The sequence below is a fragment of the Rhodoblastus acidophilus genome (assembly GCF_009720655.1).
GTDB lineage: Bacteria > Pseudomonadota > Alphaproteobacteria > Rhizobiales > Beijerinckiaceae > Rhodoblastus > Rhodoblastus acidophilus_A.
Window position 1 is genome coordinate 63,205 of the sequence record NZ_WNKS01000011.1, and the last position, 22,499, is coordinate 85,703.

General features: G+C 64.6%; 18 protein-coding genes. 10 read left to right on the forward strand and 8 right to left on the reverse strand.

Annotated elements, in window-relative coordinates; genetic code table 11:
- Positions 1-123 precede the first annotated feature (123 nt).
- From GJ654_RS12825 to GJ654_RS12840, 4 genes are all read left to right on the forward strand, one after another.
- Positions 124-1,806, forward strand: a complete 1,683-nt coding sequence (locus tag GJ654_RS12825; protein WP_155446549.1) for an AMP-binding protein — start codon at positions 124-126, stop codon at positions 1,804-1,806.
- Positions 1,807-1,853: 47 nt separating this feature from the next.
- Entirely contained in the window at positions 1,854-2,510 is a 657-nt protein-coding gene (locus GJ654_RS12830; RefSeq protein ID WP_425540389.1) for a class I SAM-dependent methyltransferase, read from the forward strand.
- Positions 2,511-2,663: 153 nt separating this feature from the next.
- The gene (locus tag GJ654_RS12835) at positions 2,664-3,827 is read left to right on the forward strand and encodes an acyltransferase family protein (protein WP_155446550.1); all 1,164 of its coding nucleotides are present in this window, start codon (positions 2,664-2,666) and stop codon (positions 3,825-3,827) included.
- Positions 3,828-4,230: 403 nt separating this feature from the next.
- A complete protein-coding gene (locus tag GJ654_RS12840; protein WP_264586264.1) occupies positions 4,231-4,599 on the forward strand; it encodes a TIGR02300 family protein in 369 nt (122 codons plus the stop codon).
- A 172-nt stretch (positions 4,600-4,771) separates the two neighbouring features.
- Here GJ654_RS12840 and GJ654_RS12845 read toward each other — a convergent pair whose 3' ends face one another.
- The 5 genes from GJ654_RS12845 to htpG form a co-directional block, all read right to left on the reverse strand.
- Positions 4,772-5,572 (reverse strand): NYN domain-containing protein, encoded by an 801-nt coding sequence (locus GJ654_RS12845; RefSeq protein ID WP_155446551.1) that lies wholly within the window; start codon positions 5,570-5,572, stop codon positions 4,772-4,774.
- Between the two features lie 154 nt (positions 5,573-5,726).
- Positions 5,727-8,354: an ATP-dependent chaperone ClpB gene (gene clpB / locus GJ654_RS12850; protein WP_155446552.1), complete on the reverse strand. Its 2,628-nt coding sequence runs from the start codon at positions 8,352-8,354 to the stop codon at positions 5,727-5,729.
- 166 nt (positions 8,355-8,520) lie between these two features.
- Positions 8,521-9,558, reverse strand: a complete 1,038-nt coding sequence (locus GJ654_RS12855; protein ID WP_155446553.1) for a DUF4167 domain-containing protein — start codon at positions 9,556-9,558, stop codon at positions 8,521-8,523.
- A 488-nt stretch (positions 9,559-10,046) separates the two neighbouring features.
- The gene (gene prmC / locus GJ654_RS12860; RefSeq protein WP_155446554.1) at positions 10,047-10,925 is read right to left on the reverse strand and encodes a peptide chain release factor N(5)-glutamine methyltransferase; all 879 of its coding nucleotides are present in this window, start codon (positions 10,923-10,925) and stop codon (positions 10,047-10,049) included.
- A gap of 129 nt (positions 10,926-11,054) precedes the next feature.
- On the reverse strand, positions 11,055-12,947 hold the full coding sequence (gene htpG / locus GJ654_RS12865) for a molecular chaperone HtpG (protein ID WP_155446555.1): 1,893 nt from the start codon (positions 12,945-12,947) through the stop codon (positions 11,055-11,057).
- 126 nt (positions 12,948-13,073) lie between these two features.
- On the opposite strand from htpG, the gene GJ654_RS12870 reads away from it, so the two are divergent.
- Complete coding sequence (locus GJ654_RS12870) at positions 13,074-13,427, forward strand: DUF2794 domain-containing protein (RefSeq protein ID WP_425540388.1); 354 nt, start codon at positions 13,074-13,076, stop codon at positions 13,425-13,427.
- Between the two features lie 440 nt (positions 13,428-13,867).
- On the opposite strand, the gene GJ654_RS12875 is transcribed toward GJ654_RS12870, so the two are convergent.
- Positions 13,868-15,190, reverse strand: coding sequence for an ABC1 kinase family protein (locus tag GJ654_RS12875; protein WP_155446556.1), 1,323 nt, complete (start codon positions 15,188-15,190; stop codon positions 13,868-13,870).
- 162 nt (positions 15,191-15,352) lie between these two features.
- Here GJ654_RS12875 and GJ654_RS12880 point away from each other — a divergent pair, with 162 nt between their 5' ends.
- Positions 15,353-15,931: a DUF302 domain-containing protein gene (locus GJ654_RS12880; RefSeq protein WP_155446557.1), complete on the forward strand. Its 579-nt coding sequence runs from the start codon at positions 15,353-15,355 to the stop codon at positions 15,929-15,931.
- A 10-nt stretch (positions 15,932-15,941) separates the two neighbouring features.
- Positions 15,942-16,232, forward strand: a complete 291-nt coding sequence (locus GJ654_RS12885) for a YdhR family protein (RefSeq protein WP_264586265.1) — start codon at positions 15,942-15,944, stop codon at positions 16,230-16,232.
- On the opposite strand, the gene aroQ is transcribed toward GJ654_RS12885, so the two are convergent.
- Positions 16,229-16,672, reverse strand: a complete 444-nt coding sequence (gene aroQ / locus GJ654_RS12890; RefSeq protein WP_155446559.1) for a type II 3-dehydroquinate dehydratase — start codon at positions 16,670-16,672, stop codon at positions 16,229-16,231. The two genes, GJ654_RS12885 and aroQ, sit on opposite strands and share 4 nt — an antisense overlap.
- Before the next feature lie 303 nt (positions 16,673-16,975).
- Here aroQ and GJ654_RS12895 point away from each other — a divergent pair, with 303 nt between their 5' ends.
- Positions 16,976-19,285, forward strand: coding sequence for an efflux RND transporter permease subunit (locus GJ654_RS12895; RefSeq protein WP_264586266.1), 2,310 nt, complete (start codon positions 16,976-16,978; stop codon positions 19,283-19,285).
- A 26-nt stretch (positions 19,286-19,311) separates the two neighbouring features.
- Positions 19,312-19,815 (forward strand): hypothetical protein, encoded by a 504-nt coding sequence (locus GJ654_RS12900; RefSeq protein ID WP_155446560.1) that lies wholly within the window; start codon positions 19,312-19,314, stop codon positions 19,813-19,815.
- Here the strand turns inward: GJ654_RS12900 and GJ654_RS12905 are convergent.
- Entirely contained in the window at positions 19,812-20,765 is a 954-nt protein-coding gene (locus GJ654_RS12905) for a cation diffusion facilitator family transporter (RefSeq protein WP_155446561.1), read from the reverse strand. The genes GJ654_RS12900 and GJ654_RS12905 overlap by 4 nt on opposite strands.
- A 214-nt stretch (positions 20,766-20,979) precedes the next feature.
- Between GJ654_RS12905 and cysS the strand changes: the two genes are divergently transcribed.
- Positions 20,980-22,359, forward strand: coding sequence for a cysteine--tRNA ligase (gene cysS / locus GJ654_RS12910; protein WP_155446562.1), 1,380 nt, complete (start codon positions 20,980-20,982; stop codon positions 22,357-22,359).
- The last annotated feature ends 140 nt before the right edge of the window (positions 22,360-22,499 follow it).

Consider the following 22,499-nt stretch of genomic DNA (forward strand, 5'->3'; position numbering starts at 1 on the left):
CTGCAAAACCCTTGCCTTGCGCGAGCTTGGGCTTTTGCGCCGGCAGCGTCAAGCGCGGCGAGACTTGTCAGGCGTCGCCAAAACGTTCATACATAAACTAATAAGACAATCGGGGGGAGAACCATGAATGCAACCGCAGGAACGGTCGTCGCGCGGCCCTGGCTCGCGCATTATCCGCCGGGGCGCCCGGCGGAGATGTCGGAGCCGCCCTATCCGACGCTGGTCGATCTCTGGCGCGGCGCGCGGGAGAAGTACGGCGACCGCATCGTCGCCGAGAGCTTTGGCGCGACACTGACCTACGAAAAACTTGGGCAGGCCGCCGACAAGGTCGCCGCCTGGCTTCAGTCGCAAGGGTTTCGAAAAGGCGAGCGCGCCGCGATCATGGCGCCCAATGTCATGGCCTATCCGGCGGTCATGCTCGGCATTCTGCTGGCCGGCGGGGTCGTGGTGAACGTCAACCCGCTCTATACCTCGCGGGAGCTGGAGAGCCAGCTCACCGACTCCACGCCGCGCGTCCTGTTCGTGCTGGAAAATTTTGGTGAGACCGTCGCCGCCGTGCGCGAGAAATTGCCGTTGGAGACAATCGTCCTGCTGGCGCCCGGCGACCTGATCGGCCTGAAGGGCCATCTGGTCAATTTCATCTCGCGCCATGTGAAGAAGAACGTTCCCGAGGCGCCGATGGCCGGCGCCATTGCGTTCTCGCAGGTTCTCGCGGAAGCTCGCAATCTCCGGCCCACGCCCGTTTCCGTGTCGAAGGACGATCTCGCCGTGCTCCAATATACCGGGGGCACGACGGGCAAGGCCAAGGGCGCGATGTTGCTGCATCGCAATATCATCGCCAATATCCAGCAGGTCCAGGACTGGGCCGGGCCCGACCTGCCCGAGGGACCTCTGGTGATGGTCGCGGCGCTGCCGCTCTACCACATTTTCGCTTTCACCGCCTGCTTCTGGTTCCAGGTCCTCCAGGGCGGCTCCAGCCTGCTGATCGTCAATCCCAGGGACATCGCCGGGTTCGTGAAGACGCTGCAAAAGCGCCGCTTCCACATTTTTGCTGGCGTGAACACGCTCTACAACGCGCTCGCCGACCATCCCGACATCAAAAAGGTCGATTTCAGCGGCGTGGCGCTGTGCATCGCCGGCGGCATGGCCATGCAGGCGGCGGTGGCGCGCAAATGGCGCGATCTCACGGGCAAGCCGGTCCTGGAGGGCTATGGGCTGTCCGAGACCTCGCCCGTCCTGTGCGTCAACCGGCCCGACATCGAGGAATTCACGGGAACGGTCGGCTATCCCGTGCCCTCCACCGAAATTTCCATCCGCAACGCGCAGGGCGAGGACGTCCCGCAAGGCGAAACCGGCGAAATCTGCGCGCGCGGACCGCAGCTGATGGCGGGCTATTGGGACCGTCCGATGGCGACGGCGGACGCCATGACCCCGGACGGTTTCTTCCGCACCGGTGACGTCGGCATGATCCTGCCCAACGGCCAGATCAAGATTGTCGATCGCCTCAAGGACCTGATCATCGTCTCCGGGTTCAACGTCTATCCCAATGAGGTTGAAGACGTGCTGATCGAGCATCCCGAGGTGCGCGAGGTCGCGGTGGTCGGACGGGCCAGCACGGCGAGCGGCGAGGAGGTGGTCGCCTTTGTCGTGGCGCGCGGGGCGGGGCTCACGGAGGAGGTTTTGCGCGCCTTTTGCCGCGAACGGCTGACCGGTTATAAGACGCCCCGCAGCTTCATTTTCCGCGATGAACTGCCGAAAACCAACGTCGGAAAAGTCTTGCGGCGCAGCCTGAAGGAGATGCTTTGATAACAAGGTCGGACGATGGCCTGCCGACATTGCGGAGCGGCGATGGCCTGCGGCTGTCGCCAGGGGATCGCGCCGCCTTCATCGTCGCGGAAACCCGGTTGGCGCCGACCCCGCACGCGCCGGAGATTTGTCTGCATCTTGCCGACGAGGCGACCGAGCTTTGGCAAAAGACCGAGGATGAACTGGGCGAGATCGGCCTGCCGCCGCCGTTCTGGGCTTTCGCCTGGGCCGGCGGGCAAGCTTTGGCGCGCTACATTCTTGATAACCCCGAAACCGTGGCCGGCAAAAACGTGCTGGATTTCGCCTCGGGGTCGGGTCTCGTGGCGATCGCCGCCGCAAAGGCGGGAGCGGCCAGGGTCGAGGCCTGCGACATCGACGCTTTCGCGCTTGAGTCGATGCGGCTCAACGCCGCCGCCAATGGCGTGCGGATTTTTCCGCGCGACGATCTCGCTATTGGCGCCGACGAGGGCTGGGATGTGGCGCTGGCCGGCGACGTCTCCTACGAACAGGACATGGCGCAGGCCGTCACCGACTGGCTGGAGGCGCTGCACCGGCGTGGCGCGCGTGTCCTGATCGGCGATCCCGGCCGGACCTATCTGGCCCGCGACCGGCTCGAGCAGGTCGCGGAATATCGCGTGCCCGTCTCCCGCGCGCTGGAGGATTGCGAGATCAAGCGCTCGAGCGTTTGGCGGTTCCCTGGCTGACACGCACGTCGAGGCGGGGACAGGAACGCATTGCGGTCACTGTCCCCATGAAGCCGGGAAAGACTGGGAGCGCAATGCGATCCAGTCCCCCATGGGCGTTTACGCTGGGTTCACTTGATAACGCTACATTGCGGGTGAACCAGGGTTTCATCCATGACCTTGCAGACATCCGTCGGCGTTGGCGCCGAAGATTTTGTTGCCGATGAAGGCCTCGCTCCGAGGCCAAAAACGTCCGCCAAGTCGGACATCCGCATTCCCGCGCTCGACGGCCTGCGCGGTTTGATGACGCTGTTCGTCATCCTCTCGCATTTCTATGGCGAGGTGCCGCACGGCTTTGGCTATGCCTGCGTCGGCTGGACGGCGGTATTGGTGTTCTTCGTGCTCAGCGGCTATCTCGTGGGGCGGCTGATTATCGAGAAGATGGATTCGAGCAACTTCCTCAGCGTCTTCTATCTGCGCCGGGTGTGCCGCACCTTTCCAACCTATTTCGCCGCCACGCTGGTCATTCTCGGCCTGCTCTGGGTGATCGGCGATGTCAAATGGCTGGATCGCGACCCGAAATTCCCGGTCTGGTCCTATCTGATCTTCGTCCAGAACTATTTTCTGGTGCAGATGGAGAGTCCGGGCGCGCATTGGCTGTCGCCGACCTGGACACTGGCGCTGGAAGAGCAATTTTACCTCGTCGCGCCATTCCTGCTGATGCTGACTCCGCGCCGCGCCTGGCTGCCGCTGATGATCGGTCTGAGCCTGCTCGGTCTCGGCTTGCGCTGCGGGGGCGTCTTGCGCGGCGACCTGTCCCTGGCGCCGGTCGCTCTGCTGCCGACCTCCGCCGACGTGCTGCTCGCCGGCATGATCCTGGCGGTGCTGGTCAAGGATGACGTGATCGACTGGAACAAATATTCGCTGCATGTGCGGATGACGCCGATCATCTGCATGCTCTTGACCTTTGTCGCGCAAAGGTTCGACGGCGGCGTGGTGGGGCCGCGTTTCGAGATCCTCGGGCCGTTCCTGATGTCGATCGGCGCGGCGGCCTTCATCCTCACGCTGGTCAAGGGCGCGCCCGAGGCGCCGCGTTTCGAGGGCCGCGTGCTCCGGTTCTTCGGCCAAATCTCTTACAGCGTCTACCTCACCCATCTCGCCGTGCTCGGCCTGATGCATGGCCTGATCCTGGGAAGCCTGCCGGACATTTCCACGCCGGCGCAGATCGCGGTCACCACGGCGGCCTTCCCGGTGACGGTGCTGCTGTCCTGGATCATGACCAAGGTTTTGGAGGAGCCGATCACCGAATGGGGCCGCCGGCATCGCTGGGTGAGTTGAGGCCGCCCAACGCGCGCGTCCTATGATATTCACGGTGTCGGCGACGACCTGCTGCTGGATGCGCCATTGCCGGCGAAGCGCCGCACTATCCGCGGCCGCCGCGCGACATCGTGTCCGTACCATAAAAAATTGACGCCTGAACAGAGCCCTAACCATCAGGGCCGGCGTTCGCGGGCTTCATGCGCTTGCGCCTGCGCTTTCTCCGCTTGGTGCGAGGCGGCGTGCATGTCATGCTCCCGTTCGAGACTGGGTCGGCCCGATCCTCGGCGTATCCGCTTGTCCGAAGCTTTTCGCAGACACCGGGCAAATCCGCGCGATACCGGATTGACAGCGGCGCGCGGCGCGAATAACCCGACCGTCCGATGGAGCTTTCCGGCGCCCGCCGGCAGACAAAGGATGTCACGTGGCCAAACCTGAACTCGGCGGCAAACGCCAATGCCAGAATTGCGGCACGAAATTTTTTGACTTGAACCGGGATCCGATTCTTTGCCCGAAGTGCGGGGCCACTTTCGTCCCGCCGATGCTCGCGCGCGCGCCGCAGCGTCCCGCCGCCGCCGAAGACGAGGAGCCGGAGACGCCCGAGACCGGCGCCGAGCTGGTGCCGTTGGAGGACGCCGACGCCTCCGATGAAAAGGCCGCGGTTGTTGTGGACGACGACGTCGATCTCGGCGACGACGACGCCGACGACACTTTCTTGGAAGAAGAAGAAGAAGACAACGACGACGTCAGCGACCTCATCGACGGCGATATCGAGACCGACGACGAGGGGTGAGCGGATCTTCGTCCCACTGGGCGAACAACAAGCCCCAGGACCTCGCGTCCTGGGGTTTTTTGCGTCGGGGCTAGAGCTTTTTCACGTTTCATGGAAACATGGAAAAGCTCTAGATTCTTGTTTTGACGTATTGTTTTCACGCGAACCGGCATCCGCTTCGCTTGAAAATGCTCTATCTCAGGCGAAGAGACATCATCTTCGCAGCTTGTCCCGGCGTCGCCCGCTCCGCGATCACGAACAGGTCATTTCGCCCTTTCACCAGATCGGAAAGTTTCTTGAAGCCGTAGTCGCGCGAATCGAAGCCCGGCTGAAGCTTGCGCAAGACGCTTCCGAGCGTTGCCAGGGACACCCACCCGGTTTCGTCGAAGGACTGCTCCAGCGCATCCAGCATGAGTCTCATCGGAAAGTCCGGAGCCTTTCCAGGGGGCGGCGGCTTATTGGGCGCGACTTCTGCTTTTCGGCCTGCGGTTGGCTGGGTCTTGATGACATGGGGGAGCTCCGAACCATTGGGCGTCCGAGCGTCCGTGAAGATGAATGTGTGGCAGGCGTTGCGAAAGGCTTCCGGGGTTTGCCTTTTCCCGAAGCCATAGACCTTTTTTCCGCCTTCCTTGAGGCGGGTGGCGAGCCCGGCAAAATCGCTGTCGCTGGTGACGAGGCAGAATCCATCGAATTCTTGCGTATAGAGCAAATCCATCGCATCGATGATCAGCGCGCTGTCCGTGGCGTTCTTGCCGGCGCAGTAGGCGAATTGCTGCACGGGCTTGATGGCGTGCTTGTGCAGAACGGTCTTCCAGGACGAGAGGTTGGCGGAGGAGAAATCTCCGTAAATGCGCTTCACGCTCGGGTCGCCGAACTGGGCGACGTCCGCCAGCACCCCCTCAATGACGGAAGCCTGGGCGTTGTCGGCGTCGATCAAAACGGCCAGCCGCGCCGTAAGCTCTTCGGTCTTAATCCTGGCCATGGACGCGGGCATTTGCAGCCTCTCGTTCGAAATCGAGCAAGAGGATCGCATGCCGAGCGTTAAGAGAGACGTTTTTGCGAGAAACGCCGATGATTGCGCTTAATTCCAGGTTACCAGGGCCGGCGCCAGTCAGCGGCGCCCGAGGGCGCCGCCAGATGTTTCCGGATCAGTTCAGCGCCGCGGACGGCGGCCTTGCCAAACCGCCGCCGGGGAAGGGGACGATCTCCCCGCCCAGCGTCAAATGGCCGTCGCGCACGGAAACCTCCACGGTTTCGCCGTCGGCGATCTCGCCCGCGAGGATTTTTTCCGCGAGCGGGTCCTGCACATATTTCTGGATCACGCGCTTGAGCGGGCGCGCGCCATAGGCGGGATCGTAACCCTTCTCCGCCAGCCAGTCGCGGCCGGCGTCCGCGAGTTTCAGCGTGAGCTTGCGATCCTCAAGCAGCCGGCCGAGACGGCCGAACTGGATGTCGACAATGGCCCCCATGTCCTGACGCCGCAGGCGGTGGAACAGGATGATCTCGTCGACGCGGTTGAGGAATTCGGGGCGGAAATGGCCGCGCACCACCGACATCACCTCGTCGTGGACGACGTTGGAATCCTCGCCCTCCTTCTGCATCACCAAGAATTCCGAGCCGAGGTTGGAGGTCATGATGACCACCACATTTCGAAAATCCACGGTGCGGCCCTGGCCGTCGGTGAGGCGACCGTCGTCGAGGACCTGCAGCAGGACGTTGAACACGTCCGGATGCGCCTTTTCGATCTCGTCGAACAGGACGACCTGATAGGGACGACGGCGCACGGCTTCGGTCAGCGCGCCGCCCTCCTCATAGCCGACATAGCCGGGAGGCGCGCCGATCAGCCGGCTGACGGAGTGCTTCTCCATATATTCCGACATGTCGAGGCGCACCATGGCGGTATCATCGTCGAACAGGAAGTTCGCCAAGGCTTTGGTCAGCTCGGTCTTGCCGACGCCGGTCGGCCCCAGGAACATGAAGGAGCCGATGGGGCGGTGAGGATCCTGCAAGCCTGCGCGGGCGCGCCGGACGGCGGTCGCCACCGCGACCACGGCCTCGTGCTGGCCGACCACGCGCTTGGCCAGCGCCTCCTCCATCTTGAGGAGTTTCGCCCGCTCGCCCTCCAGCATCTTGTCGACGGGCACGCCGGTCCAGCGCGACACCACCTGCGCGATCGCGTCGGGGGTTACGGCCTCGTTGACCAGCGCCGCGCCCTTCTCTTCGGTCTCGGCGAGTTTGTGCTCCAGGTCCGGGATCACGCCATAGGTCAGGCGTCCGGCCTCGGAATAATCGCCGCGCCTCTGCGCCGTCGCCAGATCGTTGCGGGCGGCGTCAAGCTGCTCCTTGAGTTTTTGCGCCGCGCCGAGCTTGTCCTTTTCCGCCCGCCAGCGGGTGGTCAGCGCCGAGGATTTTTCTTCGAGATCGGCAAGCTCCGCCTCCAGTTTTCCGAGACGGTCGCGCGAGGCCTGGTCAGTCTCCTTTTTCAGGGCCTCCTGCTCGATCTTCAACTGGATGATGCGGCGGTCGAGTTCATCGAGTTCTTCGGGCTTCGAGTCTACCTGCATGCGCAGGCGCGACGCCGCTTCGTCGACGAGGTCGATGGCCTTGTCCGGCAAAAAACGGTCGGCGATGTAGCGGTTCGACAGGGTCGCGGCCGCGACCAGCGCGGCGTCGGCGATGCGCACGCCGTGATGAACTTCGTATTTCTCCTTCAAGCCGCGCAGGATCGACACGGTGTCCTCGACCGTGGGCTCGCTGACGAACACCGGCTGGAAGCGCCGCGCCAGAGCCGCGTCCTTCTCGACATGCTTGCGATATTCATCGAGCGTGGTCGCGCCGACGCAATGCAGTTCGCCGCGCGCGAGCGCGGGTTTCAGCAGGTTGGAGGCGTCCATGGCGCCATCCGCCTTGCCCGCGCCGACCAGCGTGTGCATTTCGTCGATGAACAGGATGATGCCGCCCTCGGCCGCCGTGACCTCGTTGAGCACGGCCTTGAGCCGCTCCTCGAACTCGCCGCGATATTTCGCGCCGGCGATCAGCGCGCCCATGTCCAGCGCCAGCAGGGCCTTGTCGCGCAGCGATTCCGGCACGTCGCCGTTGACGATGCGCAAAGCGAGGCCTTCGACGATGGCCGTCTTGCCGACGCCGGGCTCGCCAATGAGGACGGGGTTGTTCTTGGTGCGGCGCGACAGGACCTGAATCGTGCGGCGAATCTCCTCGTCACGGCCGATCACCGGGTCGAGCTTGCCTTCGCGCGCGGCTTCGGTGAGGTCGCGGGCGTATTTCTTCAGGGCGTCATAGGCGTTTTCGGCGGAGGCGGAATCGGCCGTGCGTCCCTTGCGCAGGTCTTCGATCGCCTTGTTGAGCGCCTGGGCGGTCACACCGGCGGCGGCCAGAATCTTGCCGGCGTCGCTGGAGGAATCCATGGTGAGCGCGAGCAGCAGACGCTCGACGGTGACGAAGGAATCGCCGGCCTTTTGCGCGATCTTTTCGGCGCTGTCGAACAGGCGCGCCGTGGCTGGGGCGAGATAAAGCTGCCCGGCGCCGGCGCCTTCGACGCGCGGCATTTTGGACAGGCCCAGTTCGGTTTGCTGCAACGCGTCGCGCGAACGGCCGCCGGAGCGGTCGATCAGTCCGGCGGACAGGCCCTGCTCGTCATCGAGCAGCACCTTCAAGACATGCAGCGGGGAAAATTGCTGGTGGCCCTCGCGCACGGCGAGAGACTGGGCCGATTGCACGAAACCGCGTGCGCGATCCGTATATTTCTCAAGATTCATCACAACCTCCTTGCTCGCCGCAAAACCCCTCTTGGCGGAAAGGCGGCGTCAGATTCGGACCCCGTCGGGCATCCTCGAAGCTGATATGGGAGGCCAAAGCGGCGCCGGGAAGGGGCGCTGAAGCAAAGTTGCAAAAAACAACGGCGCCCCGCGGGGCGCCGTCAGATCATTCCGCCGAGCTGGGCTCGGGCGTTTCGGTGGCGGGGGGCGCCTCGGCCGCCTCGGCCGCTTCATCGGCGCGGGTGCGGCGGCGGCGGCGTGGACGCAAATGGAAACGTCCTTCTTCATCCTGCGGCGCTTCGGCGGCGGCTTGAGGAGCCTCGGCGGGCGGCGGCGGCGGAGCCTCCGCGACGGGTTGCGGCGCGGGTTCGGCGCGCGGCGGGAAGGCCGGCTCCGTCCTCGGCTGCTCCTCGCTCACGACCGGCGCGGGGGCCACGGGCCGCATCGGAGCGGTGATGAAGGCCGGCAGCGCGCTCATGGCGCTGAAGTCGACATCGGGCTGTTCGCGATTTTCGGGCGCCGGCTCGAAACGGGGCTGGTCACGGAAACGGTTGCGACCCGGCTGGGTGTTGCGGTCCCCGCGATCGTTCTGGCGTTCGCCCTGGGCGCCGAAACGGCGGTCGTTGCGATGCGGGCGGTCCTGCCGCTCCGGGCGATCCTGCCTCTCCGGGCGGTCCTGCCTCTCGCCGCGATCCTGCCTCTCGCCGCGATCCTGCCTCTCGCCGCGATCTTGGCGTTCTCCGCGATCCTGGCGCTCGGCGTTCTGCGGCCTGTCCATAAATTCGCCGCTGAAGGCGGGACGCTCCAGGTAAGGCTGCTGGCCCATGCCCATCTGCGGGCCATTCCCATTCTGTCCCGGAATGACGGCCGGCGGGTTGCGCTCGAACGGCGAGGCGAAACGATCATGCATGGCGACGAAATCGTCGTCGTCCTCGGACTCGTCGACCTCATCGGCGCGACCGAAGCCCAGCTGGCTCTGGGCCTGCGCCGCCTGGGCGGTCGCGATGATCCGATAATAATGCTCCGCGTGCTGGAGGTAATTCTCCGCGACGACGATGTCGCCGGACGATTGCGCGTCACGGGCGAGTTGAAGGTATTTTTCGGTGATATGCTGGGCGGTGCCGCGGATCTTCACGTCCGGTCCGTTCGACTCGTAAGTCCGCGTCAGCGGATTCGGACCCTTGCGGTTGTTGCGTCCACGCATACGCTTGTTCTGACCAGGTCTCATCTACAGTCCCTGAGTAAATCCGCGACGTGCGGGAGCCGCGCCGTTGCGAATGGGCTGAAGCCAGGCGAATCGCTTTGTCGATTCGGGACTCCATGATCTCACAGCGGCTTCTGCTCGCGCGCTGCTCCAGGCGGAGGGTCGAGATTGCAATTCAGCTTCCGCCTGATCGGCAATGGTTGCGGACGATGCCGCAAGCCGCTTTCCTACAAGTATTTCCTTTGAGGGAGCCAGCAGAAAACACCACGTTGCTCGGATCGCGCTTTTAACGCTGAGCGACACCCGGATGGTTGGGAACCAACGCCTTGCCGGGGTCGAGGTCGTCGCGATACGTCAACGCAACTTGGTATTTGCTTGAAGGCAGACTAGACGTTTTCTCTCGTCAAGCCAAGCGCAAAGTGCAATTTCAATTGACGAAGCGATAAATCCGTAGACCGCGCGATGGTTCCGCCGGACAGGTTCACGCCTCAACTTTCGATCGCAATGACGCGGTCGCGTCCGCCGTGATCCCGCCGGCAGGAAACCTGCGCAAGACTTTTGGCGCGAAACAGCGCGGAGACTTCGGCGCCCTGGAGCCAGCCGATTTCGAGACAGGCGACGCCGCCGGGACGCAAAAGGCGTGCGAGCTCCACAGAAAGCAGGCGATAGGGGGCGAGGCCGTCCGGCCCGCCGTCGAGCGCCAGTCGCGGATCGTGGTCGCGCACCTCGGGGTCCAGCTCTGCGATTTCCGCATGGCGGATATACGGAGGATTGGAGACGATCAGGTCGAACCGGCCCGACAGCGCGGCCGTCCAGTCGCCGCGAATCACTGTCCCACGCGACGTTAGGCCGCACCGCGCCAGATTGGCTTGCGTGGCCGCGCAAGCGTGGGGCGACAGGTCGACGCCGATTCCGAAGGCGTCGGGGCGCGAATCCAGCAGCGCGCATAAAATGGCGCCGGAGCCGACGCCGAGGTCGAGGATGCGCGGGTTTTGAAATCCCTTGCGGGCCATCAGCTCCAGCGCGGTTTCAACCAGAATTTCGGTGTCGGCGCGCGGGTCGAGCACATTTGGCGCGACCGTGAGATCGAGGCCGAAGAAATTGGTTGTTCCGGTGATTCGGTTGACCGGTTCGCCCGCGAGGCGACGCGCGGCGAATTTTTCGAGCGTTTCGGCGGCGGCGCCCAGCGTTTCGTCGCCGCGGGTGAGCAGGGCGAGCGCGGCGAGGCCGGTCGCCGTCTCCAGAAGGATGCGCGCCTCCAAATCCGCCGGCTCCTTGCCGGCCGTCGCCAGCGCGCGCGCGAGCCGGCGGCGGGCGGTCGAAACGGTGTCATCGGCGGCGAAGGCGGGCGCGAAATTTGCGGTCATTTGATCTGGTCGGCCTTCCACGCGGCGCCGCCTTGCGAACGGTTACAAAATTTTCCCTGGCGGGCCGGCGTGGATGCCCGGGACAAGCCCGGGCATGACGTCAGTGGGCCGAGGGCGGGGGCGGGCGCGTCACGCCCCCGCCGCTTTGCCGAGCACGCGGATCAGGCGCGCCGCGAAAGCGCTGGCGTCATGCGGCTGCTCGCCGTCCATCAGCCGCGCCTCGTCGAACAGCAGCCAGACCGCATCCTCGAACAGGGCCTTGTCGCCGGTCTTTTCCTCAAGCGCCACCACCAGCGGGTGGGTCGGATTGATCTCCAGCACCGGCTTGGCCTTTTCCGGCGCCTGGCCGGCCGAAGCCAAAATCTGCTGCAAGCGCAGATCGAGGCCGAAATCGGGCGCGATCAGGCAGGCGGGGCTTTCCGAAAGGCGGTCGGAGACGCGGACGTCCTCGACCACGCTCTCCAAAACCCCCTTGGCGGCGGCGACGAATTTGGCCGTGGCCGCCGGATTCTCGTCCTTTTTCTGGGTCTCGTCGACAAGATCGATGTTCTTGATGTCGGCTGACCCTTGCGTGATCGACTTGAACGGCTTTCCGTCGAAGCCGACCGCGTTCTGCACCCAGAAGGCGTCCACGGGATCGCTGAGCAGCAGGACTTCCACGCCGCGTGCGCGAAAACCTTCGAGTTGCGGGCTGGCGGCGACGCGTTCGGCGCCGTCGCCGGCGATGTAGTAAATCGCGGTCTGGTTGGGGCGCAGGTTGGCGACATAATCGGCGAGCGAGCGGCCGCCTTCCGGGTTGGCGGTGGTGACGAACCGGGCCATTTTGAGCAGGGGATCGCGGCGCTCGGGGTCTTCGTACAGGCCCTCCTTCAGGACCGGGCCGAAATGCTTCCAGACGTCGGCGAATTTTTCCGGCTCGTTGTCCGCGAGTTTCGTCAGTTCCTGCAACAGGCGGTTGGCCACGCCTTTTTTAATCGCCGCGTAAACCTGGTTCTGCTGCACCAGTTCGCGCGACACGTTCAGCGGCAGGTCGGGGGAATCCACGACAAGGCGGATGAAGCGCAGGTAGCCCGGCAGCAGGTCGGCGTCCTTGGAAATCAGCACGCGCCGCGAATAGAGCTTGGCCTTGCCTTTTCGAGAGGGGTCGAACAGGTCGAAAGGACGCGAGCCCGGAACGAAGGCCAGAACCGTATATTCGGCGCGGCCTTCCGCCCGCCAATGGATGGTCAGGGCGGGGTCGTCGAACTGCCCCGAAAGGTTTTGATAGAAATCCTTGTATTGTTCGGGGGTGATCTCCGACTTGTTTTTCGCCCAGAGCGCGGCGCCCTCGCCGATGCGGCGCGGCTCCTCGCCGGGTTTTTCGATCAGGTCGATCGGCGTCGCCACGGCGCTGGAATGTTCGGCAATCAGCCGCTCGATCTTATAGGGTCTTAAATACTCTTCCTTTGAGTCCGCATTCAGGTGCAAGACGACGCGGGAGCCGCGCGCGGGCGCCTCTTCGAGCGCCAGGGGCGAAATCTCGTAATCCCCCTTGCCGTCGGAGGTCCAGCGCCAGGCATGAGCTTCGCCGGCCCGGCGGGTGTCGACGACGACGCGATCGGCGACCATGAAGGCGGAGTAAAAACCGATGCCGAACTGGCCGATCAGCTCGGCGGCGCCGGGGGAATTTTCGGCGGCCTTCATCTTTTCAAGGAAGGCGCGGGTGCCCGAATTGGCGATGGTTCCGAGCGCCGAATTGAGTTCGTCGTGGTTCATGCCCACGCCGTTGTCGATGACGCTGAGCGTTCCGGCATCGGGGTCGAGCGCGACCTGGATGGAGAAGGCGGCGCCGTCCTCGGTGAGCGACGGGGTCGTGTTGGCTTCGTAGCGCAGTTTTTCGCAGGCGTCGGCCGCATTCGAAATCAGTTCGCGCAAAAAGATGTCGCGTTCGGAATAGATCGAATGCACCATCAGGTGCAGCAGGCGGGCGACATCGGCCTGAAAGACGTGCTTTTCGGCGGGGGCTAAGGTCTCGTCCGTCATCTTCTCCTCGTATGCTTGGACTGGAGTTCTCCGGCCGCACATATCGGGCTTTGCTGGCGGATTTCAACCCTTGCATGACGGGCCAAAGCGGTTCATCCTTTTGTCGTCGAAAGTTCAGGCGGCCGAGTGGATCAGGAGCAGACCGAGCCCATTTGCCAGTTTGTCCGGCTGTCGCCGCCCGAGGCCGCGACGGTCGGGTTTGATCGGCGCGAGTTGCAGGCGATCCTGAACCTTTACGGCCGCATGGTGGCGCAGGGGATCTGGCGCGATTACGCCATGGATTTTTCCCCGCAGCGGGCGATTTTCTCGATTTTCCGGCGAACCGGCGAGGCGGCTTATTACCGCGTCGTCAAGGAGCCGAAGCTCGCGCGCAAGCAGGGGGCCTATTCGGTGGTGGCGCAGACCGGGCTGATCCTCAAGCGCGGGCCGGATTTGCACAGGGTGCTGGCGGTGATGGAAAAACCGCTGGCTGTCGTCTAAGCAAACATTCGTTGGTCGCCCAACGAATGTTTGCTTAGGTTCCTTTGTTTTCGCAGGATTTTCATCCGAAAACCGGTGGCCACTTTTCGGAAATCCTGCTTAGCCGGCGCAATCATGGATTGCATCGCCCGCGTCTTCGGGGAGGAGGCGCGCTGCAAGCGCCAGCACGAACGCCGTCGCCCGTCGGTGAGGAGGGCCTGATCGGCGAGGTCGTCGCCGCCGTGGGTGCGAGACGAGCAAGATGAACGCGACGGCGCGGACCCTGACGGATGTCGCCTCTCGCGCCGACCAGACGGCGGCGGCGCTGAATATGTTCACGGACCGGTCCTTGTCCGGTCTGACGACGGACCAGACGCGCGCACTGATGGCGCGCAAATGCAGGCCATGTCGGGGTCTCGGATCGAGGCTCCGCGCGCCCCTATCCCTTCGCAAGCGCGCGGTCACAGGTGGGGGACGAGCAGCCCGCGCAAGGCGACGCGCGCCCGCATCCGCGTCGCCAGCAAATAGATGCCGCCGAACTTGCGTTGCAGGAACAAGGCATCCATTGGCGGCAGGGTGAAGTGCTCGCGATGCGCCGCCAGCGCCATGCCAGCGTCGCGCAGCCGCGCCGCCAGGTCCGACGCGCCGAAGTCGAACGGCGCGTCCTGCCGCAGGGGTTCGATCGACAGGTCGAACATGTCGAGCAGGGCCCGCTCCAGCCCCTCGGGCGCATCGGGCGCGAGAAAACCGATGGTGCGCGCGGCGTCGCGCATGCCGGCGCGGTCGCCCTCCACGCCCGAGCGCAACAGGCGCCGGTAGAGCGCGACGAAATCTTCGTCGAACGCGCGCGTGGCGCCGAAATCGAGCAGGACGATCCGGCCATTTTCCGGCGCATAGCGGTAATTGGCGAAATTGGGGTCGGTCTGCATCAGCCGGAATTCGAACAGCTCGCGGAACAGCAGGCCAATCAGCAGCGTCATCGCCCGGTCGCGTTCGGCTTGGGGCGCCATTTCGAGATCGTCGATCGGACCGCCCGCGACAAAGTCCATCGCCAGCACGTTGTGGCGCGTCAAATCCTGGTGGAGCGCGGGGACGCAAAAGTCGGGGCTGTCGGCGAGCAGCGCGCCGAATTCCTTGAGGCGGGCGCCCTCGCATTGGTAATCCGCCTCTTCGTGCAGCTGGCGCTTGGCCTCGGCGATCATCGGCGCGATCTCCACCGTTTTCGGGACCAGCCCGGCGATGCGGATCAGCGTGGCGACATTGTTGACGTCCGAATCAATGCTGGCGCGCACGCCGGGATATTGCACCTTGATCGCGAGGGCGCGGCCGTCATGGTCGCGCGCCCGGTGGACCTGGCCGATCGAGGCGGCGGCGATCGGGTGTATGTCGAATTCGGCGAATTTTTCGCGCCAGCCGGCGCCCCAGGCCTGGTTCAGCACGCGGCGCAATTGCACCCAGGGCATGTGATGGGCCTCGGCGCGCAGGCGGGCGAGGATATCCGCCATCTCCGGCGGCAGCAGGTCGCCCGCGTCCATGGAAATGAGCTGCCCTACCTTCATCGCCGCGCCGCGCATCCGCGCCAGTTCGTCGGCGAGCTTGCGCGCATTGGCGGGCGTGAGCAGCAAATCCTCCATGCGCGGACGCTCGCCGCGGGCGAGACGGCGCGCCGCATCGGCGGCGACGGCGCCGGCGATGGAGGAGGCGAGGCCGCCGAGCCTGGACAGCCGCGACAGCCGCGAACTCGGCACAGCCACGGCTTTCCTCTCGAACGGGCGATGCGGCATGACAGCTCCTTCAGCGTGGCGGCCCTGGACATGTAGGGAGCCCGAGCTCCGGCGGCCAGCCGGATGAGGCGCGTGTATTGCAGTATCGTGATGAATGAATGTATCTTGGGTCAGGCGTTGAAGCCGGCCGCGCCGCAAAGAGCGCATCAAATGGGAGCGGACATGCGGGTCATCACCAATGCGTTGGCGCTGGTCGGCGCCCTGGCCCTGGCCGCCGGCCTGGCGGCTTTCATCAAGGCGCGCGCGTTGCTTGCCGAGCTTGATCCCGGCGCGGGGAAAACCTGGTCGGCCGCCGCGAGGATTTTTCTGGAGACCGGCAATCCCGCCGAGGCCGCCGTGTGGAAAGCCCAGGTCAAGGAGGGCTTGAGTTTTGACGATGTCGACCAGGCGATCGGCTCGCTGGCCGCCTCGGCGAACATCAGGGATGTCGGCGCCCTGCCGCTCGGCGACCAGGTCGCCGCCATGGACGGCAAGCCCTGGCGCAAGCTGAAGATCTATCTCTATTGCAATCCGCTCACCGCCGCGCACATGATCGATTATTCCGAGGCGTTTTCCGCCTTTCTGCCCTGCCGCGTCGCCTTGCTGGAGGACGGTTCAGGCAAATTGTGGATCTACACGCTCAACATGGACCTCCTGATCCACGGCGGCAAACCTTTGCCGGCCCCTTTGCGCGACGAGGCCTTGCGGGTGAAAACGGTGATGCGGAGCCTGTTGAGCGATGGGGCCAAGGGCGCGTTTTGAGGAGCAGACCGTGATCGTAACGCATGTGAAATTCGCGCTGTCCAAACCAATGACGCTCGACGAGGCCAAGGCCAAGTTCGAGGGCACGGCGCCAAAATACCGGGGGCGCGAGGGTTTGCTGCGCAAAACCTATCTGCTGTCCGAGGACGGGCTGACGGCCGGCGCGGTCTATTTCTGGGCCGACCGCGCCGCCGCCGACCGGCTTTATACCGACGCCTGGCGCGAGACGGTGACGCAGGTCTATGGCGTCGCGCCTGATATTTCCTTCTATCACGCGCCGGTGACGGTCGAGAACGGTTAAGGCTTGTCGATGAGCGCGGCGATGCGGCGCAGCGCGAGCTGGTAGCCCTGCACGCCGCAGCCGGCGATCACGCCTTCGGCGCGCAGCGACACATAGGAGTGATGGCGAAACGACTCGCGCTTGTGGACATTCGAAATATGGACCTCGATCACCGGGCCGTCAAAGGCGTTGAGCGCGTCGAGCAGGGCGACAGAGGTGTGGGTGAAGGCCGCGGGATTGATGACAATGCCGCCGGCTGCGCCGCGCGCCTCGTGAATCCAGTCGATCAGCTCATATTCGCGATTGCTCTGGAAAAAACGCAGGTCGAGCTTCAGTTCGGCGCAGAGCGCGCGGCAGTCGCGTTCGACGTCTGCGAGCGTCTCGTGGCCGTAGATCTCCGGCTGGCGCTTGCCGAGCAGGTTGAGATTGGGGCCGTTCAGCAAATAGACGATGCGGCTCATGGTTGATGTTCCGTTAAACTTGGCGGCGCCCCGCTCGGCTGCCGTGATCGCCGCTGAAACTTGTCTTGACGATGCGACGGACGCAACAAAAATGGTTGAATGACGTTAGGTCAATGCCGCGTTTTCGCCAATGCCGCGCTCAAGCGGTCCGTTGACAAAAGCCGGTGATTTTCTTCTACTGCCAAGCGTTAATGATGATTTCACGTTTCGCGGTTTGAGTGCGTCGGTTCAGTTTTTAGCAACCCTGCGGTGAGCCGCGCGTTCCTGCTCAGCCGGACATGAATTGTTCAATGGACTGCCGTCGTGCCGAATTCCGATGACAAACAGCGGGCGATCGCGCTCGGACTTGAACGAATCGGGCTGCTCGGATTGCGCGCGCCCATCATCACCGTCATCGTCGCCGCCTTGCTTGCCATTGTCGCCGTGTTTGGCGTCATGCGCATCGCCATCGACGATTCCCTGAGCCAGCTGTTTCGTAACGATTCCGCCGAGTTCCGCCAGTTCGAGCAGATTTCGAAAAAATTCCCCTCGTCCGAATATGACGTTCTCGTCGTGGTCGAGGGCGATGTCCTGGCGCGCGGCGTCGTCGAAAAATTGCGTGCGGCGGTCACCGACATGCAATTGGTCGAAGGCGCGCGCGGGGTGATCTCGATGTTTTCGGCGCGCCAGCCGGCGCTGAATGGCGGCTTGCCCACGCCGCTGTTCCCCGATCCGCTGCCCGAGGGCGAGGCTTATCAGGCCCTCGTCAAACAGGTTCTGCAAAACGAACTCATTCGCGGGCGTCTGCTCTCCGAAAACGGCGACTTCGCCCTGGTCGTGCTGTCGCTGGAGCCCGAAATCGTCGATGGCCGGCGGCTCGGGCCCGTCATCGACGAGATCAGGCGAACGCTGGATGAGGACCTTTCGGGCGCGCCGGTCTCCGCGCAATTGTCCGGCGTGCCGGTGATGCAGCTCGAAATCCGCAAGGCGCTGGAGCGCGACCGCATCGTTTACAATGCGCTGGGCCTGGCCGCCGGATGCCTGATCGCCATCCTGTTCTTCCGCCGCGTCTCCTTCATGATCATCGCGGCGGCGCCGCCGCTCGCCGCCATTCTGTTTTCCCTCGGCGCGCTGGGCTGGCTTGGCTTCCAGCTCAACATGTTCCTGAACGTGATGACCCCGCTGATCATGGTCATCAGTTTTTCCGACAGCATGCAGATGACCTTTGCGGCCCGCGACCGGATCATCGCGGGGGAGACGCGCCAGGAAGCTTTCGCCGCCGCCCTGCGCATCGTCGGGCCGGCCTGCGTGCTCACCCATGCGGCGGCCGGGCTCTCCATGGTCGGGCTGTTCTTCTCGGATTCTGACATGATTCGCGCCTTCGGCCATGCCGGCGCGCTGTCGATCCTGATCGCGCTCATCGTCGTGCTCACGCTGATTCCGGCGCTCGGCGTGCTGATCGCCCCGCGCCGCGACGTGTTGCCGGCGGCCGGCCGCGACTTCGGCGTCCAGGCTTTGCGGAGTTTTTGCGGCTTCGTCGCCGAGCGCATGCTGCGCCGGCCCGGCGCCTATGCGCTGATCGGCCTTGTCGTCGTGGTCGCGCTGGGCTTTGTCTATGCCGGCCTGTCGCCGCGCTACCGCCTCGCCGACCTGACCCCCGATCAGGAGCATGTGGTCGAGGCCAGCCAGCGCCTCGACGCCAAGCTGAACGGCGCCAATCCGATTGACGTTTTCGTCGAATTCCCCAGGGGCGCCGGCCTTTACACGCCGGAAACGCTGGCCGTGCTGGGCGAGGTCCACAGCGCCATGGAGTCTCAGGAGGGCGTCGCCAACGTCTGGTCGGTCGAAACCCTGCGCCGCTGGCTGGCGGAAAAACTCGGGCAGAGCGATGTCGCCACGCTCGAACAATATGTCGACATGCTCCCGGCTTTCCTGGTCGGGCGTTTCGTCACCCCGGATCGTCAATCCGCGCTGATTTCCGGGCGCGTGCCCGACAAGGACGCCGGCAACCTGCTGCCCATTGTCGAGCAATTGAACGCAAGGCTCGACGCGGTGCGCGCCAAAAATCCCGGCTACACGATCCAGCCCACCGGCCTTTCGGTGATCGCCGCGCGCAACAGCGCCGAGATGATCGGCAAACTCAATCGCGGGCTGACCATCGAATTCGCCTTTGTCGCGGCCTTCATCGGGCTCGCCTTCCGCTCGCTGCCCGTGGCGCTCGCCTGCGTGCCGGCCGGCGTGTTTCCGGTCTTCGTCGCCGGCGCGCTGTTGCGCTATTTGGGCGACGGCCTGCAATTCGCCAGCGTGATCGCCCTGATCGTGTCCTTCGGCCTGGGGCTCTCCGCGACCATTCATTTCATCAACCGCATGCAGCGCGAGGACGAGCCCAATGCGGACCCGACGCGCGCGGTGGCCCGCTCCACCGTCCTGATCGGTCCGGCGCTGATTCTGACCGCCTTCGTGCTGGCTTGCGGCCTGGAGGCTCTGGCCTTCTCCAACCTTCCGCTGTTACGATTGTTTGGCTGGCTGAGCGCCTTCGCCATGATCGCGGCCCTGGTCGCCGACCTGCTGATCCTGCGTCCGACGGTCGCCGCGCTGATGCGGCTGGGGCGTCGTCGGCGCCTCGCCATTTGACCCGTTTTTGCAAGGGAGAGAGCGATATGCCACTCAAGATGCATCTGGCCAGGACATTTGCGGCCGCGGCGCTCGCGCTCGCCTGCGCGGCCCCGGCGCAGGCGGAGCCCGCGGAGGCGAAAGGCGCCGGGCCATTCGGGGCTTTTGCCGGGAGTTTCCACGGCGGCGGCCAGGTGATCGGGTCCGACGGCCACCGCGAGCGCATTTCCTGCCGCGCCCGCGCCGGCGTCGGCGAGGGCGGCCGGGCGATGTCGCAGACCATCACCTGCGCCAGCGACAGCTACAAGTTCAGCATCACGTCGAGCGTGCGCGCCGACGGGGGCGCGGTGAGCGGCAGCTGGTCGGAAGCCACGCGGGGCGTGACCGGCGCCATCAGCGGACGCGTCAGCGACGGCACGTTCAGCGGCCGGGTCGACGGCGGAACTTTTGTCGCCTCGGTGGCGCTTCGCGCCACGGGTCGCGGCCTGTCCTTGAGCCTCGCCCCCAGCGGCGGCGATGTCGCCCGCGTTGAAGTCAGCATGTCGCGCTAAACCACTTCGTCGGGCGCCAGGGCGCAGGCGCGCGACGGGTCGACCTCGATCTGCACGGTCGGATGGTCGATCCCGAATTTTTTCGCCAGCTCTTCCGCGAGATCGTGCAGGAAGACGTCGCCGGGATGGCCCGTCGGCATCACCAGATGGCAGGTGAGGGCGACATGGGTCGTGCTCATCGGCCAGATGTGCAGGTCGTGCAGCGCGGTCACGCCCGGCTTCGCCGCCAGAAATTCGCGCACCTGTGACGGATCGATGCGCGGTGGCACCGCGGCGAGCGACATGCTCAAGGATTCCGTCAGCAGCCGCCAGGTTCCCCAGATGATCAGGCCACTGATCACAAGGCTTACCACCGGGTCGAGCCACAGGGCCCCGGTCAGCGCGATGGCCAGGCCGACCGCCACCACGCCGGCGGAGACCAGCGCGTCCGACGCCATGTGCAGGAAGGCGCCGCGCAGGTTGATGTCGTCCTTGCCGCCCGAGGCGAACAGCCATGCGGTAAAACCGTTGACGACAATGCCGGCGGCGGCCACCGCCATCACCACACCGCCGGCGACCGGTTGGGGCGCGCCGAGCCGCCAGACGGCCTCCCAGGCGATGGCGCCGACGGCGACCAGCAGGAACACGGCGTTGAACAGGGCGGCGAGGATGGACGAGCCGCGAAAACCATAGGTGAAGCGGGGGCTTGGCGCTTTCTTCACCAGTTCGCTCGCCACCCAGGCGACGGCGAGGCCGAGCACGTCGCCGAGATTGTGCCCGGCGTCGGCGAGCAGCGACATGGAATTGGCGAAAAAGCCGAAACCGGCCTCGATGAGCACGAAGGCGCTGTTCAGACCGATGCCGATGGCAAAGGCTTTGCCGAAATTTTTGGGAGCGTGGACGTGGCCATGGTGGTGGTCGTGATCATGGTGGTGGTGGTGGTCGTCGTGGTCATGGGCGTGGTCGTGCATGAGGGCTCCGGCGTTGCGTCGAATCTAAACCTCGCTTGACCGGAAGCAAGCCCACGCCCTTGACGCGGCGCGTGTAAAACCGCATGGTCGCGGGATGACGCCGTCGAAAATTCTTTGCCGGATTTCGATTATCAGCTAGCTGCAAAGCTGGCTGGCGCCGTCATGTCTCCTCAAAACTTGCGAGATCGACGCCCGGCCAGAGCAGGGGAGACCTATGGCCGCGGTTCTGAAACTTTACAATACGTTGACCCGCGAGCGCGAAAATTTCGCGCCGATCGATCCGTCGCGGGTGCGGCTCTATGTCTGCGGCCCCACGGTTTATGACTTCGCCCATATCGGCAATGCGCGCCCGCTGATCGTTTTCGACGTGCTCTACCGCCTGTTGCGCGAGATTTATGGCCGCAAGCATGTCAAATATGTTCGCAACATCACCGACGTCGACGACAAGATCAACGCCCGCGCCGCCGAGCGGGGCGTTTCCATCCGCGAGCTGACCGAGGGGACCAACGCCGTCTTCCAGCAGGACGTTTCGGATCTGAACTGCCTGCCGCCGGACGTGCAGCCGCGCGCCACCGAGCATATTTTCGAGATGATCGCGATCGTGCAGAAGCTGATCGACAACGGCCATGCCTATGCGAGCGACGGCCATGTGCTGTTCGACGTGCCCTCGATGGCGGATTATGGAAAACTGTCGCGCCGTTCGCTGGACGACATGGTCGCCGGCGCCCGCGTCGAGGTCGCGCCCTACAAGAAGGGCGAGATGGATTTTGTGCTGTGGAAGCCGTCGAAGGAAGGCGAGCCCGGCTGGGACAGCCCCTGGGGTTTTGGCCGGCCCGGTTGGCATTTGGAATGCTCGGCCATGTCGCACAAGCATCTGGGCGAGGTCTTTGATATTCACGGCGGCGGCATCGACCTCGTCTTTCCCCACCACGAGAACGAAATCGCCCAGACCCGCTGCGCCTTTGGCCACGACGTGATGGCCAATGTCTGGATGCACAACGGGTTTTTGCAGGTCGAAGGCGAGAAAATGTCCAAGAGCCTGGGCAATTTCGTCACCATCCATGAACTGCTGCATGAAGACAAATTTGGCGGCAGGGCGTGGAAGGGCGACGTTTTGCGGCTCGCCATGCTGCGCAGCCATTATCGCCAGCCGATCGACTGGACCGTGAAGGCGCTGGAGGAGGCGGAAAAAACCCTGCAACGCTGGTATGCGCTGCTGCGCGACAAAAAGCCGGCGCCGGGCGCGCTGGCCGAGCCGTTTGTCGAGGCGCTTTGCGACGACCTCAACACGCCCGGCGCCATTTCGGAACTGCACCAGTTGGCGAAGGCGGGCGACGCCGACGCGCTGTTGCGCGCCGCGAACCTTTTGGGATTGCTGCACGACGATCCTGCCGCCTGGGACGGGAAGGCTTCGGCCGACATCGACGCGGCCGAGGTGGAAAAGCTGATCGGGGAACGTTTGGCTGCACGTCGCGCCAAAAATTTCGCCGAATCCGACCGCCTGCGGGACGTGCTCGTCGGCATGGGGATCAAGCTGATGGACGCGAGGAACAAGCAGACCGGCGAGTTGGAGACGACATGGGAGGTGGGCTGACCCCATCGTCCTGACGGGCGCCCCTTCTCCCCTTGCGGGAGAAGGGGTGCGAAGCGCCGGATGAGGGGTTCGTTCCCCGCAGCCCCCCTCATCCGTCTCGCGCTGCGCGCGAGCCACCTTCTCCCGCAAGGGGAGAAGGA